The 16,998-nt window shown below is 34.8% G+C and carries 11 protein-coding genes; 6 read left to right on the top strand and 5 right to left on the bottom strand.

Features of this window, described 5'->3' with window-relative positions:
• Nucleotides 1–2: 2 nt before the first annotated feature.
• Genes ABXZ36_RS10085 through ABXZ36_RS10100 form a run of 4 tightly spaced genes read right to left on the bottom strand, consistent with a single transcriptional unit; the run spans nucleotide 3 to nucleotide 6,246 of the window.
• Nucleotides 3–2,378 (bottom strand): GumC family protein, encoded by a 2,376-nt coding sequence (locus ABXZ36_RS10085; protein WP_354615395.1) that lies wholly within the window; start codon nucleotides 2,376–2,378, stop codon nucleotides 3–5.
• A 28-nt stretch (nucleotides 2,379–2,406) separates the two neighbouring features.
• Complete coding sequence (locus tag ABXZ36_RS10090) at nucleotides 2,407–3,189, bottom strand: polysaccharide biosynthesis/export family protein (protein WP_354615396.1); 783 nt, start codon at nucleotides 3,187–3,189, stop codon at nucleotides 2,407–2,409.
• Nucleotides 3,190–3,223: 34 nt separating this feature from the next.
• A complete protein-coding gene (locus tag ABXZ36_RS10095; protein WP_354615397.1) occupies nucleotides 3,224–5,158 on the bottom strand; it encodes a polysaccharide biosynthesis protein in 1,935 nt (644 codons plus the stop codon).
• Nucleotides 5,155–6,246 (bottom strand): DegT/DnrJ/EryC1/StrS family aminotransferase, encoded by a 1,092-nt coding sequence (locus ABXZ36_RS10100; RefSeq protein ID WP_354615586.1) that lies wholly within the window; start codon nucleotides 6,244–6,246, stop codon nucleotides 5,155–5,157. Before ABXZ36_RS10100 ends, ABXZ36_RS10095 begins: the two co-directional genes overlap by 4 nt.
• Before the next feature lie 619 nt (nucleotides 6,247–6,865).
• Here ABXZ36_RS10100 and ABXZ36_RS10105 point away from each other — a divergent pair.
• Nucleotides 6,866–8,875, top strand: a complete 2,010-nt coding sequence (locus tag ABXZ36_RS10105) for an Ig-like domain-containing protein (protein WP_354615398.1) — start codon at nucleotides 6,866–6,868, stop codon at nucleotides 8,873–8,875.
• A 112-nt stretch (nucleotides 8,876–8,987) separates the two neighbouring features.
• On the opposite strand, the gene ABXZ36_RS10110 is transcribed toward ABXZ36_RS10105, so the two are convergent.
• Nucleotides 8,988–10,139: a right-handed parallel beta-helix repeat-containing protein gene (locus ABXZ36_RS10110; RefSeq protein ID WP_354615399.1), complete on the bottom strand. Its 1,152-nt coding sequence runs from the start codon at nucleotides 10,137–10,139 to the stop codon at nucleotides 8,988–8,990.
• Nucleotides 10,140–10,435: 296 nt separating this feature from the next.
• Here ABXZ36_RS10110 and ABXZ36_RS10115 point away from each other — a divergent pair, with 296 nt between their 5' ends.
• The 5 genes from ABXZ36_RS10115 to ABXZ36_RS10135 all read left to right on the top strand — a co-directional run bounded on the left by ABXZ36_RS10115 (nucleotide 10,436) and on the right by ABXZ36_RS10135 (nucleotide 16,997).
• Entirely contained in the window at nucleotides 10,436–11,467 is a 1,032-nt protein-coding gene (locus tag ABXZ36_RS10115) for an NAD-dependent epimerase (protein ID WP_354615400.1), read from the top strand.
• A gap of 364 nt (nucleotides 11,468–11,831) precedes the next feature.
• Entirely contained in the window at nucleotides 11,832–13,160 is a 1,329-nt protein-coding gene (locus ABXZ36_RS10120) for a UDP-glucose dehydrogenase family protein (RefSeq protein ID WP_354615401.1), read from the top strand.
• Nucleotides 13,161–13,166: 6 nt separating this feature from the next.
• Nucleotides 13,167–14,447, top strand: coding sequence for a nucleotide sugar dehydrogenase (locus ABXZ36_RS10125; RefSeq protein ID WP_354615402.1), 1,281 nt, complete (start codon nucleotides 13,167–13,169; stop codon nucleotides 14,445–14,447).
• A gap of 78 nt (nucleotides 14,448–14,525) precedes the next feature.
• Nucleotides 14,526–15,878: a murein biosynthesis integral membrane protein MurJ gene (gene murJ / locus ABXZ36_RS10130; RefSeq protein WP_354615403.1), complete on the top strand. Its 1,353-nt coding sequence runs from the start codon at nucleotides 14,526–14,528 to the stop codon at nucleotides 15,876–15,878.
• Between the two features lie 48 nt (nucleotides 15,879–15,926).
• Complete coding sequence (locus tag ABXZ36_RS10135) at nucleotides 15,927–16,997, top strand: glycosyltransferase family 4 protein (protein ID WP_354615404.1); 1,071 nt, start codon at nucleotides 15,927–15,929, stop codon at nucleotides 16,995–16,997.
• Nucleotide 16,998 lies beyond the last annotated feature (1 nt).

Raw genomic sequence — 16,998 nt, forward strand, 5'->3', positions numbered from 1 at the left:
TATTAAAACTTCCACCATTTTTTCATGGTTTTACTGTAACCATATCCATATTTTCCACCATATCCTAAATTGGAAACCTTCACGTCATTTACTACAAATGACAAACCTTTAATTTTACCCTCTTCTTTTAGCTTCAAGGGATAATGAATTGCCTTGTTTTCTGTAACTCCCGCTCTAGTGACATATATCATATGATTGGCGTATTCACTAATCAATAAAGTATCTGTTACTACCATAAGTGGGGCAGTGTCTACAATAACATAATCATAAGCCTCAGAAACTTCCTCAAAAAGTAACTTAAGTCTTTTACTCAATAAAAGCTCAGATGGATTAGGAGGTATTTTTCCAGAATAAATAACATCTATAACATTGGAATGTACCAACATTGGATTAATAATGTCTTTAACCTGTAAAGAATCGTCAAATAAAAATTCTGTAAATCCATTGTCTTTATTCTTATTAGGCTTGATCAGATTATTAACTTCCTTACTTGTAAAAAAGGAATACAATTTTGGATTTCGTATATCTGCACCAATTAGTAATACTTTTTTATGGGTACTTGCCAAAATCATGGATAAATTCGTGGATAAAAAAGTTTTACCTTCACCGGATACACTTGATGTTACAAAGACAACATTATTTTTACCAGTCTTAGACTCTTTCGTTTTTATTAAATAATCCAAATTTGTCCTAAGTATTCGTAATGACTCTGCCATCACGGACCTATCTTCCTTTACTATAATTTTATCGTCTTTTTTATTGAGCTTTGGAATTTCTCCAAGTACTGGGTTATCTGTTACCAATTTTTCCAATCCATGCTTATTATGAATTTTATTATCCAAGAGGTCATTGGCATAGATTATAGAAAATGGAATAAATAGCCCGAATATGAAAGCAGCTAGAAAAACTATAGGCTTTTTAGGTGAAACCGGAATATTTTGGGACCCATAGGCTCCATCTATGATTTTAGATTTAGGAGCACTAGAAGCTAGGCTAATTTGGGCTTCTTCCCGTTTTTGCAATAAATATAAATAAAGACTTTCAGTAGTTTGCTGCTGTCTTGTAATATCCCTCAATGCGCGCTCATTTTTGGGGGCAGAGTATAATTTTGAATTAAACCTGGACTGCTGGCTACTAAGATTATTCACCTGCATACTTAAATTGTTAGTCATTCCCGTTAAACTGGACAGGAGATTCTGCCTAAGTCCATTCAATTCTTGATCTAGATTCTGTATGATAGGATTCTTTTCGTTAGCACCTTTTAAAAGTCGTTTGCGCGTCGACACCAATTCGTTGTAACGTGCCGTAGTATTAACTATTGAGCCATCAGTTAACCCTACGTTCGAAGGTAAAACATCATAGGTATCCTGATCTTCCACGATATCTCTCATAGAAGCGGCTATATTTAATTGCACCGTTGCATTTTGTAATTCCTGCTGATTTGCAACACCTACATTTAAATTCACATTGGCCTCTGAGGCAATATCTGTAATACCCCTACCCGTTTTAAATTCTTGGGCTGACTGATCTACACTGGATAAATCAGAGTAAATATCGGTAATCCTATCATCAATAAAATTGGAAGTTCTATCTGCAATTATTTTTTTATCGGCTATGGCATTCTTATTATACGTTATAATAAGTGTATTTAATATGTCCTTGGCTTTTCTTAGAATGGGGTCATTTAAAGAAATATTTAAAATATTAGAACCTTCTGCAGCCGCTACTACAACTATTTTCTTTTGATATTGTTGCGCCAATGCAATTATTGGACTAATAGATACCTTGTATTTTTTGTCTTTTTGACTATTAGTGAAATTCTGAGAATTAGGTGTAATTACTAAATCACCAATGGCCGTTGAAATGGTCTTACCATAGGCGTATACCTGCATAGGTTTATCCTCTTCTTCTGTATATCCAAAAGTAGTATCAGAAGATAAACTAATCCAAAACTCTAGATTAGAATTATTTATTGTAGAATCAGGTTCAAAAAAATTAAGTTTAAAAGGATCGTTCTTATAAATTTCTGTACTTTTTATATTTCCAACCGACTCAATTTTGATATTCAAACCCAATTGCCTAATAACTTCTACTAGGTTAGGCCTTGAATTAATAATCTGTATTTCATCCTCCACCTTTTTAGACCCCCCTGAGAATATGTCCAACTCTTTAAAAACGCTAAGCTCTGAGGTGGTACTTTGATCTTCTAAAATTTGAATTTTTGCACTGGCAGCGTATTCAGGGACAGAATATCTAATATAAAGTAAAGCTAATAGCAAGGTAAAAAATACAGAAAGGGCAAACCATTTCCAATGTTTTGTATAAGAAGTAAAAATATCTTTTAAATCTATTTCTGAAAGACTATGATTTGAGTTCAAATGTTTGGAGGTTTAATTAATGGCTAAATTAATTTCTCGTTAATAAAATAACTGTTGATGTAATTAAGATGGAAGCTATGGATAGTCCAATTGTAGCCCTATTATCTAAAGAAGATGCTGTAACTGCTGATTGGTTGGGTTCTACATAGACAACGTCATTTTGGGTTAAGTAATACACGGGAGACTTTAAAGCCTGTTTGCTGGTCAAATCTATTCTTGTATACACTTTGGTCCCATCAAAATCTCTAATAACCAATACATTTTTCCGCATGCCCTTAATGGTAAGGTCACTTGCTAGACCAATGGCCTCTAAAATAGTAATCTGTTCTCCATTTACTTGGTACGTACCCGGCCTATTTACCTCTCCCAAAATGGTCACTGTAAAATTTTTCAATCGAATATTTATGATGGGATCCTTTAGATAATCTGAAAGCTTATTCCGTAATAATACTCTTACTTCTTCAGGAGATAGCCCAGCTATCCTTATTTTACCAATAACAGGAAAATCTATTTCCCCATCCTTATCAACAATATAATCCACTTGTTCTGGACGTACGCCCCCTTCTTCAGCAGCTCCCCTGAAAAGATTAAAAGGTGTACTAGCTACAGCATCCAAAGTTGATATATATATCCCTACAATGTCATCTACCTTGAATTTTTGAACAAAAGACTTATTATCTACCAAGGTCTCAAAATTACCCGCATCTTGAAAATAGACCACTTCCTTTTTGGAAGCACAGGATGATAAAAAAATAATATTTAAGATTAATAATGCATAAAATGCACAAGTCATCTTTTTTCTTGATCCCATAATATTTAAATTTTTGTACAAGTATATGGAAAAATTAAGATTGGAAAATTTCATCAGCAGTTTTATCAACTTTATTCTCAGATTTTTTCACATCCAACCTACATAATTCTGAATTATTGGAAACAAACTCTGGCACTATTTTCTTCATCAGAGAAACTGTATCCCCATTAAAGAACATATTGGTCACACATAGTTCATCTATTTGAGAACGAACCTTGGAATAATCCAAGTCGCGCACCTTTCCTATCATGATCTTTTTATGATAGGTAGGCAATGTGTTTTCTCCATTTGCCAATAATTCTTCATACAGTTTTTCCCCTGGGCGTAAGCCTGTCACTTTTATATCAATATCCTCAGGGTACTTTAAACCAGATAGTTTGATCATGTTCTTTGCCAAATCGAATATTTTTACGGATTCCCCCATATCAAAAATAAAAATCTCCCCTCCTGCTCCCATGGCAGCGGCTTCCAATACCAATTGGGAAGCTTCTGGGATGGTCATAAAGAAACGGGTTACATCTTTATGTGTAACGGTTAATGGCCCTCCTTTCTCGATTTGTTTTTTAAATAAAGGTATTACGGAACCATTGGATCCTAATACATTCCCAAATCTAGTGGTAATAAATTTTGTCTTATTTTGTTGTTGGGCACAACTAATGTACATTTCGGCAATGCGCTTTGTGGCTCCCATCACGTTCGTGGGATTTACGGCCTTATCCGTAGAGACAAATACAAATTTTTCCACGTTATGGGACAATGAAAGATCCACCATCATTTTTGTGCCTGCCACGTTAATTTTAATGGCCTCATAGGAATTGTATTCCATCAGCGGCACATGTTTATAGGCCGCGGCATGAAACACCATGGTGGGTTTATATTCCTGGAAAAACGTGTTCATTCTATTCTTATCCCTAACATCTGCCACAAGAGGAATAAAATTATGGCGCCCAGCCTGTTTTAATTCTTGTTGAAGATCGTACAGGGCAGATTCTGCCTGATCTATAATTATTAAGGCCTTATAGTCATAATGTACAATTTGCCTAACAATCTCGCTGCCAATAGAGCCGGCCCCACCAGTAACTATGATCACTTGGTCTTTCAACTCGCCGGAAACTTTGGATCTTTTAATATTAATAGGAACTCGATTCAATAAATCCTCTATCTGAACCTGTTTAATTTGGGAAATTTTTAATTCCCCATTTATCCAATCCTCAACGGGTGGGACAATTTTCACCTTAACCGGAAGATCCACGAGACTTTCCAACAATTCCCTAGACTTATTACTTTCAATATTATGAATAGAGAATATAATTTCGGCAACCTCCTTCATATCTATGAAATAATTTGTCAGATCATCTCTTCCGTACACCACCACACCATTGATACTTTTACCAACCTTTTTTCTATCCTCATCAATGTAGCCCACTACTCGAGATCTACTTTTTGTTGTACTGGTAAGGGCATTATAGGTCATAATTCCTGATTCTCCCGCTCCAAAAATCAACACATTAATATTTGTCTTGTATTTCTTGACCATATTTTCATATAGTGCTTTAAAAACATATCTAGATGCCGTTAAAGAAATAAAGCCAATTAAACTATGGATTATAATTATGGATAATGGAATGGTGAAATCTTCCATATAATTGTATTGTCTGTTCAGGATGACCATAAAAATGGTGATAATGCTGGACATACAAATGGCGTTGAAAATATTATAAACATCCCTTACACCCGTGTGTCTAACCACTCCTTTATAAGAACCAATAAACAAAAAGGACAAAAGAGCTATTAAAACAATTATGGGCATTTGTATAAAAAGCTTATCAATATCAAAATTCATCGTTAGATTGAACCGTATTAAATAAGACAGTACGAAGGAAAATGCCACCAAAAATAAATCGATAACCAATACGAGCCACTTTGAAGCATATCTATGAACATTGTTCAAAAGGTAGTTTTTTATCATGATGTCAGGATTTCTAGGATTAATGCTACTGTTCTTTCCAAATCTTCCAATGTTAAATTGGATCCACTGGGCAAACACAAACCACGTTCAAATAAATCTTCAGACGTACCATCCGAAAAATGTGGGTATTTTTCAAAAATGGGCTGTAAATGCATGGGCTTCCATAAAGGCCTGGATTCTACGTCATCTGTCAATAACCCCAAGCGTATCTTTTCTCTAATTTCAAAAGAGGGGGTAAGTATGCAGGTGAGCCATCTGTTTGAGTAAAAACCTGCTGGTTCATCAACAAATTCAATTTCCTTAAAATGACCTAATTTAGATCGATAATATTCATAGTTGGCCCTTCTCGCCATAACCCTATCCTCTAGTACTTCCATTTGGCCACGACCTATACCAGCCAATATATTGCTCATTCTATAATTATAACCAACATGGGAATGTTGGTAGTGAGGAGCATCATCCCTTGCTTGGGTAGCCAAAAACACTGCTTTTTCCTTTAATTTTTTATTCTTTGTAAGTAATGCTCCACCACCTGAAGTTGTTATTATTTTATTCCCGTTAAAAGATAAAATACCAAGATCACCAAAACTACCGCATTTCACATTATTATATGAACTTCCTAGTGCTTCGGCACTATCCTCAACAATAGGTATCTGATACTTATCTGCTATTTCTCTTATTTCTAAAACCTTATATGGCATACCATATAAGTGCACGGCCACAATGGCCTTTGGCTTTCTGCCATTTGCTATCCTATCTTTTATAGCAGTTTCCAACAATATGGGGGAAATATTCCAAGTATCATTTTCACTGTCCACAAAAACAGGAGTCGCTCCCAAATACATGATCGGATTGGCCGAGGCAGAGAATGTAAAACTTTGACATACTACCTCATCTCCTTTAGAAACCCCTAGCAACTCTAGTGCTAAATGAATGGCTGCCGTTCCAGAACTTAGGGCTGCAACGTGTACGTCATTTCCTATATAATGTTGAATAGCCTCTTCAAAACCATTTACGTTAGGGCCCAGAGGTGCCACCCAATTGGTGTCAAAAGCCTCTTGAACATAGACTTGTTCGTTATATCCCATATGGGGAGAGGAAAGCCAAATTTTTGTTTTAGTTATCAAAATGTATATTGGTTAAATTCTTTAGGTTATCAAAAATAACCATACCAACCGTCATTAAACCACTATTGTTTTATATTTCGTCCAAGATTTCAAATCATCGATAAACGGTCATAAGAGTCCAGTATAATTGAAAAAAAACATTCAATTAGGAGCTGTTTTGTAAATCTGTAAGTAAACCATCAGAAAAATAACTGCATTTTGTTCAATAATAATTTTGGCATTATATATTCAATCAAAATAACCTTTTTACGATGAATCGCAATAATGAAATGAATGATTCGTTTAAGAATTTAAACATAAAACAAGCTACCAGTAATAAAAGAATCCAATTTTACGATTCCCTTTTTTCATAAAAAAATTAACTAAATCCATAGAAAATTTACAAAAGTTGTTAAAGAACAATGTAGTTCATCGAATAAACATATCTCAAAAGTCTACAGGTAAATTAAATACGTAAAACCCCCAAGTATCCATTTAGTGCATTTCATCGAATAAATTTTGTTTTTCATCGATGATATTTAAAAAATAGATATTTTTATGGAACCTAAGTTTTACCTAACACATAAATATTGAAGTACTTATGAAAATTTACCCCACTAAAATCATTAAATTGATACCTACGACCTTTGTTCTTTTTTTATTTTTTTCTTGTGCCACAGACTCTGATTTATTGTCAGATTTTGTTTTAGAAGATGCAATAGTGAACGAAACAACAATTGATGCAGATAATGCATCAATTGTTGTAGATGAAGACAAAGCTGTTTCTTTTAACATGCTTAACAATGCTGCAAGCAAAGGTAGCAGAAGACGATATAAAAGTTCTAAGCAACCTAAAAATGGTGGTCTGGTTATAGAAAAAGATAGCATTGCCGTGTATACACCTGATTACGATTTTAATGGCAAGGACGCCATTGAAATTACCCTAGAAGTGATCAATGATGATAATACCAGTTCAGATGTCTTAATGACCGTAGGTGTAACGGTAACCCCTACAGCAGATGTTGTGGACGACAAGGTTGAAACAGACAAAGGTAGCTCTTTGCTGATTGAACCTCTGAAAAACGACAAGTTTAGTCAAGAAAGCGCAGTGGTCATTAGTAAAACAACAAATCCTTCCAAAGGTAGTGTTGTTCTTAACGATGATAACACTGTAACGTATACCCCAAATACTGGTGCTGTAGGCATAGATCTATTTACGTATACCACAGAGCTTACAAATTTAGACGATAGCATTACAACAGAAACAGGTAATATCACTGTAACCATTAATGGCTCAGAAGAAAGCCAAGCTAGTGCAGGCCCAATGGGCCCCTTAAAAGCCTTTCCTGGAGCGGTAGGTCACGGACGTAATGCAACAGGAGGTAGAGGTGGTTATGTTTATGAGGTTACTAATCTAAATTCTAGCGGACTGGGAAGTCTTGCATATGGCGTTGAAACCCTAACCGGCGCTAGAACAATAATATTTAAAGTAAGTGGCACCATAAACCATGGTGGTGGAGATTATTTATACCTAGGAGGTGACAATGGAGATGTTACAATTGCAGGAGAAACTGCCCCAGGCGGTGGAATAGCAATACGAGGTGAATTTAGAATATCAGATAGTAATGTAATTGTTAGAAATATAAGAATCCGAAATGATAGTGATTGGAGTGGAAGTAGTCAGGCTGCAATCAGAATCGCATCTTATGGTGATAATCCAAATATTTCGGATATTATTATTGACCATGTTTCTATGAGCTGGGCAGAGGACGAAAACTTGACCATAACGGCTACCTCAAGTTCAGGATCAGTAAATAATGTAACTATACAAAACTGCTTTATAACTGACAATGTTGGAACAGGAAAGAATGTAATTGCATACTGGAATACTTCAAATATTTCTTTTTATCAAAATCTATTTGGATATAGCAGTACCAGAAACATAAGATCAAGTTCTTGTTCTGCAAGTTGGGAGCTAATAAACAATTACACATACAACTATACCGAGTCTGCTACTATTGGGACTTTTGGAAATATTGCTGACTTAATTGGAAACCATTGGGATACAGGTGGTAATAGCCTACCATATGGCAATGATGTTTTTGAAATATCAGCAGGATCTGCTGACAACTGTTCCAGTAAAGGTCAAACATCAAATCTCTCAAATTCTTTTGTTTATTTTGCTGATAATTTATTTAATGGTGGAGTTGCGTCATATGGTCCTAACGCAAAATCTAGATTGCAATCTACAAGACAAAATGCATCTGATATTACGCCTTATTCTTCAACACTTACCAAAACAAATGTATTAGCAAATGCAGGTGCTTATAATGGTTTGCCGCAAGGGCTAGACACATTTGATGCAGCTAGATTTGCAAAAATAGCTTCTGGTGCAGGGGGTAATAGAATGAAATCTGCAGTATATCCTTCAGATTTCCCTAATATTCCTACAGGAACACCGTATACCGATTCGGATAAAGATGGGATGAGCAATATTTGGGAAACCGCCAATGGTTTAAATCCTAACGATGCCAGAGATGGAAAACAAGACCGTGACGGAGATGGTTATACCAATTTGGAAGAATATTTACATTTTTTGACCATTCAATAAAAATCAAAAAAAGTTGACTTTAACCAAGTGAATAAAAAAAGGGGAGCTGTAAGCTCCCCTTTTTTTATTCTTTTTCTAACTAGAAAACATAATATCTTGATCGTACCCTAAATTAATCCTCCCCTTTCAGGTAGGTGAAATTAAGTTTCACATTTTCGTTTTGCACGGAAAAATAATTAACATATTCAATTCCTTTTGTCCCATTGTTCTTAATGATCAAATTTCCGGTAACATTCTTAAAACTTTTCAAAGTCCCTAATTTTGAGCCCCTAACTTTAATTACAGGCACAGACAATTTATATGACAAAAATAAATTATCGAAAGCAAATCCTCCCAAAGAGGAATAAATGGTTCTATAGTCTGGCACTTCAAATCCTAAAGGGGAGTAACCCCAAGACTTACAAATATTGATCGCCGCACAATTCTTAAAGACAACATCAAAGGCGTCACTGCGCTTTCTGCTGAACAACATGCCCCACTTGCTGTTTTCTACCAAACATTCCTCAAAACTAACCCTACCCCTTACAGGAGACTCTTTATTTGCATTAATATTAATTTCTGCCGCGGGATATATATTCGATATCACATGGTTATTGCTCAAATAGCAGCTATTAAAGGATATGCTCACGGGCAAGGAACTTGTCTCTAATTTTCCTAATGCTATTAAAATACCAGAATGACTATTGTTTATAAATGAACAATCCTTGAAATTAATGTTAACAATACGGTCTGCTGGAGAATTTGGTTCTATATCCAATCCTGCCTCAGGTAAAGTCCCATTAGTTTCCATAAACATACAATTGCTAACAACAACATTTTGGGCACTTATAATGCTCATACCTTGTCGCTTATTATTAATGCATTGAACATCCTCTATATAAATATTCTCGCTATATGTCCCCTTATTTTTGCCAGCTATGTAAATTCCATCACCTCCACTATCCTTAATAATAAATCCTTTAATACTAATGTTTTTAGATTCTCGAATGCTCAACCCATGCCTCCATTCTCCATCTAGATATTCCGCTTTGTTCATCATGAAAATTGTTCCATTTCCTATTAAGGACACGTCAACAGCGTTTTCTAAGGTTATTAAGGCAGCATTTTTGTTCGTGAACTTGCCTTTTAAGGCTTTTAAAACAACACCTTCTTGAAAGTATATGGTTTTCCCTTTCAAATTTTTTAGATGTAATGGTTGAATGAACCATTCTTTATATGCATTATCCACTATGATTGTATCGTAAGAAGAATATAAAGCCCTCATTATACAATCCGTGCTATTTGTGGGATTACAACCAAAAGTTGATACTTTTGTTTTTTGGGGATAGGTAAAAAAAAATAAACCAAGCAAAATAAAAAATAAAATTCTTTCTCTTAACATAAAATAGCTCAGTTCGTAAATGTTGTTAATAACAAGGTATGAATGTACTGAGATTTTTTTAAATGGTTTTAATCGGATTTATGTAAGCATTATCAGGATCTTTTTGTGATTCAATAGAAATACTTCAATTTTACACTATTTTCGCATAGTTTTAAAAAGTTGATTAATTTAATATATATATGAAAATTCTCGTTACCGGAGCAGCAGGGTTTATTGGTTTTTACGTTTCCAAATTACTCACATCAAAAGGTCATTTTGTGGTTGGTTTGGATAATATCAATGACTATTATGATACCGAACTAAAATACGCCCGATTACAACAACTTGGTATATCTAAAGAAAAAGGCACCATCTTTAATTCTATTTCCAAAAGCGAAACAATGGGGAATGCATTCCAATTCATACGAATGAACTTGGAGGACAGGGAAACTTTACCCCTATTGTTTAAAAATGAAAAATTTGATGCCGTTTGCAATTTGGCCGCCCAGGCTGGGGTAAGGTATAGCATAGAAAATCCTGAAACCTATATAGACAGTAATATTGTAGGTTTTTTAAATATTCTGGAATGTTGTAGGCACCACCACATAAAGCATTTTGTCTACGCCAGTAGTTCCAGTGTTTATGGTTTAAATGAAAAGATCCCTTTTGAAACCACGGATAACGTAGATCACCCGATAAGCCTTTATGCCGCTACAAAAAAAAGCAACGAATTAATGGCCCACACGTATAGTCATTTATATGGTTTTCCTACGACAGGACTTCGCTTTTTTACCGTTTACGGTCCATGGGGAAGACCGGATATGGCCATGTTTTTGTTTACGGAAGCTATTATACAGGGAAAACCGATCAAGGTCTTTAACGAAGGTAAAATGGAAAGGGACTTTACCTTCATAAATGACATTGTGGAAGGCGTGGTGCGCATCTTAGAAAAGGACATAACCTCAAGGATTGACTCTAAAGACCTTTATCGCATATACAACATAGGTAACAATAATTCTGTAAAGCTATTGGACTTTATAGAAGCAATTGAAAAAAGTTTAGGTAAAAAAGCAGACAAATTGTTATTACCCATGCAGCCGGGAGATGTTAAAAAAACATGGGCCAATGTAGATGACTTAATTGAGGATTATGACTACAAACCAAATACCCCTATCGAAAAGGGAGTAGCTTCTTTTGTTGCTTGGTATAAGCAGTTTTATGGCATATTGTAATTAAAAAATAAGACTAGTAGAGTAACTTGCTTTTAAAAGACAGGTATGGGCGATTATGAAAATGACCCGAATACAATTTAGTTACAAAAATAAAAAATGCATTCAACGTATTTATCATTGATCTTAACTTATTACCTCTTTGTAATTTCTTTTAAAAATGCATATTTGCATCAGAAACAGATTACAAAGTTGATTTGTAAGATATATATCAAGAAATCTGAGGTATCAAAATAGACGACATCCTTTAAGAATTTCCGAAATTTATAATTTAATGTATTGTAGGTATTTACTCCAACAAACGAGACATGAAATGTCTAAAAAATAAGAAATAAGAAATTTTATTTAAAATTAAAGTAACATAAAAATGAATTTAACTGTTATTGGAACTGGCTATGTTGGCCTTGTAAGCGGTACATGTTTTGCCGAAATGGGAAATACGGTAACCTGTATAGATGTGGATGCCAAAAAAATAGAAAATTTGACCAATGGTATCATTCCTATATATGAACCAGGACTGGAAGCCATGGTGAATCGTAATTTAAACAATAAAACGATACATTTCAGCACAAAGTTATCCGATTATTTAGAAAAGTGCGATGTGGCCTTTATTGCTGTTGGAACCCCAATGGGAGATGATGGTTCTGCCGATTTGAAATATGTGCTTCAGGTGGCTAAAGAAATAGGACAGCACATGACCCATTCTCTTGTGATTGTGGATAAATCCACAGTTCCCGTAGGTACCGCTGATAAGGTTAGGGACACCATCCAAAATGAATTGAAACAGCGCAATTTAGACATCCCTTTTCATGTGGTCTCCAATCCCGAATTTTTAAAGGAAGGTGATGCCATTAATGATTTCATGAAACCAGATCGTGTAGTGATCGGTTCTGATGACGAGGAGTCTACAGAGCAAATGAGATCCCTATACGCTCCATTTTTCAGGAGCAGTATGGATCGACTTATCACCATGGATGTCCGCTCTGCTGAAATGACAAAATACGTGGCCAACGCCATGTTGGCGACCAAAATTTCCTTTATGAATGAAATTGCCAATATCTGTGAATTGGTTGGCGCTGATGTCAACAAGGTTCGTATTGGGATAGGTTCAGATAGCAGAATTGGGTATAGCTTTATTTATCCAGGGAGTGGCTATGGGGGATCTTGTTTCCCTAAAGACGTTAAAGCCTTGAAAAAAACGGCTGAAGAACATGGGTATACCGCAAGTTTGATCACCTCTGTGGAAGACGTGAATGACCGGCAAAAACTAGTGATCGCACAAAAGGTAGTGAACCGTTTTGGTGAAAATTTAACAGGAAAAACCTTTGCCGTTTGGGGGTTGGCATTTAAACCGGAAACCGATGATATGCGAGAAGCACCATCTATTTATATCATTAAGGAATTGGTGAAAAGAGGGGCCAAAATAAATGCGTATGATCCAAAGGCTATGGAGGAAGCAGCCCATTTTTATTTGAAGGATATGAAAGAAGTCACCTATGCCAAATCAAAATATGAAACATTGCAAGATGCAGATGCCATGATTTTGTTAACGGAATGGAAAGAATTTAGGTCACCAGATTTTGAAGAATTAAAAATACAATTAAAACAACCAATTATTTTCGATGGAAGAAACCAATACAATGATACCTTAATGCAGAAAAAAGGATTTGAATATTATCAAATTGGTAAAAAATAAATAGTTTTGCTCCATATTAACATTGCAGTAATAGGACTGGGATATGTAGGATTGCCTTTAGCCCATATCATGGCTACAAAGTATCCTGTGATAGGTTTTGACATCAATACGGATAGAATCCAAGAATTAAATGCTGGATGGGATTCTACTTTAGAGGTTGATGAGGAAAAGTTGGGCTCCATTTTAAAAAATGGTCCCTCAACTGCTGCAGGATTGTTTTGTTCCTCCTCTCTAGCTGATATTGAAACCTGCAATTATTATATTATTACCGTGCCTACTCCAGTAGATGTCAAAAATAGGCCTGACTTATCCCTATTGTTCAAAGCCAGTGAAACTGTTGGTAAAGTGCTCAAAAAGGGAGATATCGTTATTTATGAATCTACGGTCTATCCTGGGGCTACGGAGGAGGAATGTGTTCCGGTGCTAGAGAAAATAAGTGGATTAACATTTAATATAGATTTTTTTGTGGGTTATTCCCCAGAACGAATTAATCCGGGGGATAAAGAACACACTATAGACGGTATAGTAAAAGTAACCGCTGGATCTACCAAAGAGGTAGGTGAAAAAGTAGATGAACTCTACGCTTCTGTTATACCTGCAGGCACCTATTTGGCCCCCTCCATAAAAGTAGCGGAAGCCTCTAAGGTGATTGAAAATTCCCAACGGGACATTAATATTGCCTTTGTAAACGAACTGTCTAAAATCTTTAATTTAATGGGTATAGACACCCAGGCTGTTTTAAAGGCTGCCGGAACCAAATGGAATTTCCTGCCCTTTAAGCCAGGATTGGTGGGAGGGCACTGTATAGGGGTTGATCCCTACTATCTAGCGCAAAAGGCCCAAGAATACGGTTATCATCCTGAAATTATTTTGGCAGGTAGACGCATTAATGATGGAATGGGAAAATATGTTGCCTCCCAAGTTGTTAAACTTATGTTGCAACATGAAATTAAAATAAAAGGCTCCAAAATCTTGATTTTAGGGATCACCTTTAAAGAAAATTGCACGGACGTTAGAAATACCAAAGTTGTGGATGTAATTAGTGAACTAAATAGTTATGGGGTACATACCACTATTTTTGATCCGTGGGCCTCTCCAAAAAAGGTGATGGAAGAATATGGGTTAGCCATAAGAAATGAGGTGCCTTTGGATACTTATGATTCAGTTATACTTGCTGTGTCCCATAAAGAATTTTTAAAAATGGATCTTAATTCTATGATTAAGCCCAATGGAATTATCTATGATATTAAGGGAGTATTAACGGGAGACATTGAAGGTAGGTTATAAAACGGTTTAGGAATAATTATTTAATATAAAGATTACCCATTTTTAAGATCCAATTTTATTTAAAAAGTATAATATTTTATGGACTTTTTCAAACAAAAGCTATTATTCTCTAAATTTTCGAATCTTAGAAAAAATCCATTGGTTAGGAACATCCTCTTAGTCGGTTTTATTTCGGTACTTGTAAAGTTGGTAGGCTTTTATAAGGAAACCATCATCGCCTCAAATTTTGGACTTTCAGAGGTTTTGGATACCTATTATATCGCAATACTCGTTCCTACTATCATCCAAACTGTTTTTATAGTTTCTCTAAAGAACTTATTCATCCCAAATTACATTATTGAACTTAATACCACCCAACAAAAAGGTAGTTTTCAAACCTTCACCTTTTATCTAATAACAATCATTGCCATTATTCTCACAATTTTCGCTATCATATTTGCTGAATTTTTTCTTGATTTTGTTTTTCCTGGACACACTATTGGTTATTACCACTTGGTTCGAACACAATTGTACTACGTTCTTCCTTGCTTATTTTTTTGGGGCTATACCGGCTTTCTTAATGGCTTGCAAGAAATTAATAACAATTATTTTTCATCCACCATATCACAAATATTTTTACCGATTGGGATGATTATATGCTTAGTATTTTTTAAAGATCTATTTGGAGATAAGGTAATTGTAATAGGGATGTTGGCAGGTAGTTTCATTAGCTTTTTGTATACTCTTGGTTCTACTCTTATCAATAAGCTAATTGCTATTGGGCCATTGAAAAGAAATGAGAATATGAACGAAATGCTAAAACAATATCCAGCAAAGTCTATCTCAGGATTACTGACCGGTATAAACCCGTTTGTAGATCAATTTTTTGCAGCCCAATTAGTGGTCGGCTCCATTGCCGCCTTAAATTATGGTATAAAAATCCCTGCATTTACCGTTGGTATTTTAATCCTGGCCATTGGTAATGTCTTATTACCCCATTTCTCCAGACTGATAAGCACTGACCTTGACAGGGCCTATCAGCAACTTTTTAAAATATTGAAATTGGTATTTTTTGGCGGGCTGTTAATTACAATTTTAACCATACTGTTTTCGGATGACATAATTAGAATTTTGTTCGAACGCAAAGAATTCACCTCAGAGGACACCTATGTAGTAGCAAACATTCAGAGAATAGCATTGGTTTATGTCCCTTTTTATCTATGCACCTTGGTATGCGTGAAATTTTTAACGGCCATCAATAAAAACAAATTTATGGCTTGGACCTCTTTTTGGAACTTAATTTTAAACCTAATCATGAATATTGTTTTAGTTAAAATGTATGGTGTATATGGATTAATATTAGCTACTACAATAGTTTACGTAATAGCGAGTTTAATATATATGGGTTATACTTACCGTCTATTTGTAAAAAATAAGGTCTTAAAAAATTAAGTTTTACCAGTATAAAATCTCAAAAAATCTTAAAATATTTTTGTCAACATGAAAATCGATTTTATTTCCAATTCAATTGCAGGTGGAGGAGCCGAAAGGGTTATGGTGCTCTTGGCCAACGAATTTATAAATAGAAATTACGACATATCAATTATAACTTTGAATACAGGGCAATCTTATGATGTCTCATCTCAAATTAATAGAGTGAAATTACATGGTGGTAATATCAAAAATCATACTATTCGTAGACTATTACAGCTAAATAAATATTATAATAAAAAAGAAAATCGCCCAGACATTATAATTTCCTTTTTGCCGCCTATTAGTCTAGTCGCTATACCAGTAGCAAAACTTTATAAAATAAAAATTATATGCTCCGAGCACACTAATCATCTAAACTTTGGAAATTATGTAACAAAATTTACTCGTAATTATTTATATCAATTTTCAGATTATGTTACGATCCTCACTTCTTTTGATAAGTTGTTTTACGAAAAAAAAGGAGCAAAAGTTCAAATATTACCAAATCCATGTACATTTTCGCCACTTCAAAAGTCAAAATCGGATTCTGAAAAAATAATACTTGCGATAGGTGATTTAAATAGGTATCATATAAAAGGTTTTGACAATTTAATAAATTTAATTAGTCCTATTTTAAAAGAACATAGCGATTGGCAATTGAAAATTATCGGCAGTGGAAATGAAGGCTTAAAATTTTTAAACACCATGGTAATTAAAAACAAAATGAGTCATCAGATTCAATTTGCTGGTTTTAGATCTGATATAGATTTAATAATGCAAGAATCAGAGATTTTTGTTTTGTCTTCCCGTGTTGAAGGCTTGCCTATGGTATTATTGGAAGCTATGTCCCAAGGCATGGCATGCATTGCATACGATTGTAAAACTGGTCCTTCTGACATTATAACCAATAATCAGAACGGTCTTTTAATTAAAGATCAAGATATGGTAGCCATGCAAAATGGATTGGAAACATTAATAAATGATCAGACTCTAAGAAGAAAACTGGCGAGCAATGGTATAAAAAGTTTGGAAAACTACTCTATGGATTCCATAATGTTAAAATGGGAACAACTCTTTGCAAAAGTTTTAAATAGTTAAT

Origin of the sequence: Sediminicola arcticus (assembly GCF_040566695.1) — a bacterium.
In the GTDB taxonomy this organism is placed as follows: Bacteria; Bacteroidota; Bacteroidia; order Flavobacteriales; family Flavobacteriaceae; genus Sediminicola; species Sediminicola arcticus.

Coding starts and splice junctions, on each gene's coding strand:
- ABXZ36_RS10100 (WP_354615586.1), bottom strand. CDS start 6,246: ATGGGATATAACGAACAAGTCTATGTTCAAGAGGCTTTTGACACCAAT.
- ABXZ36_RS10090 (WP_354615396.1), bottom strand. CDS start 3,189: ATGGGATCAAGAAAAAAGATGACTTGTGCATTTTATGCATTATTAATC.
- ABXZ36_RS10105 (WP_354615398.1), top strand. CDS start 6,866: ATGAAAATTTACCCCACTAAAATCATTAAATTGATACCTACGACCTTT.
- murJ (WP_354615403.1), top strand. CDS start 14,526: ATGGACTTTTTCAAACAAAAGCTATTATTCTCTAAATTTTCGAATCTT.
- ABXZ36_RS10110 (WP_354615399.1), bottom strand. CDS start 10,139: ATGAGGGCTTTATATTCTTCTTACGATACAATCATAGTGGATAATGCA.
- ABXZ36_RS10115 (WP_354615400.1), top strand. CDS start 10,436: ATGAAAATTCTCGTTACCGGAGCAGCAGGGTTTATTGGTTTTTACGTT.
- ABXZ36_RS10120 (WP_354615401.1), top strand. CDS start 11,832: ATGAATTTAACTGTTATTGGAACTGGCTATGTTGGCCTTGTAAGCGGT.
- ABXZ36_RS10095 (WP_354615397.1), bottom strand. CDS start 5,158: ATGATAAAAAACTACCTTTTGAACAATGTTCATAGATATGCTTCAAAG.
- ABXZ36_RS10135 (WP_354615404.1), top strand. CDS start 15,927: ATGAAAATCGATTTTATTTCCAATTCAATTGCAGGTGGAGGAGCCGAA.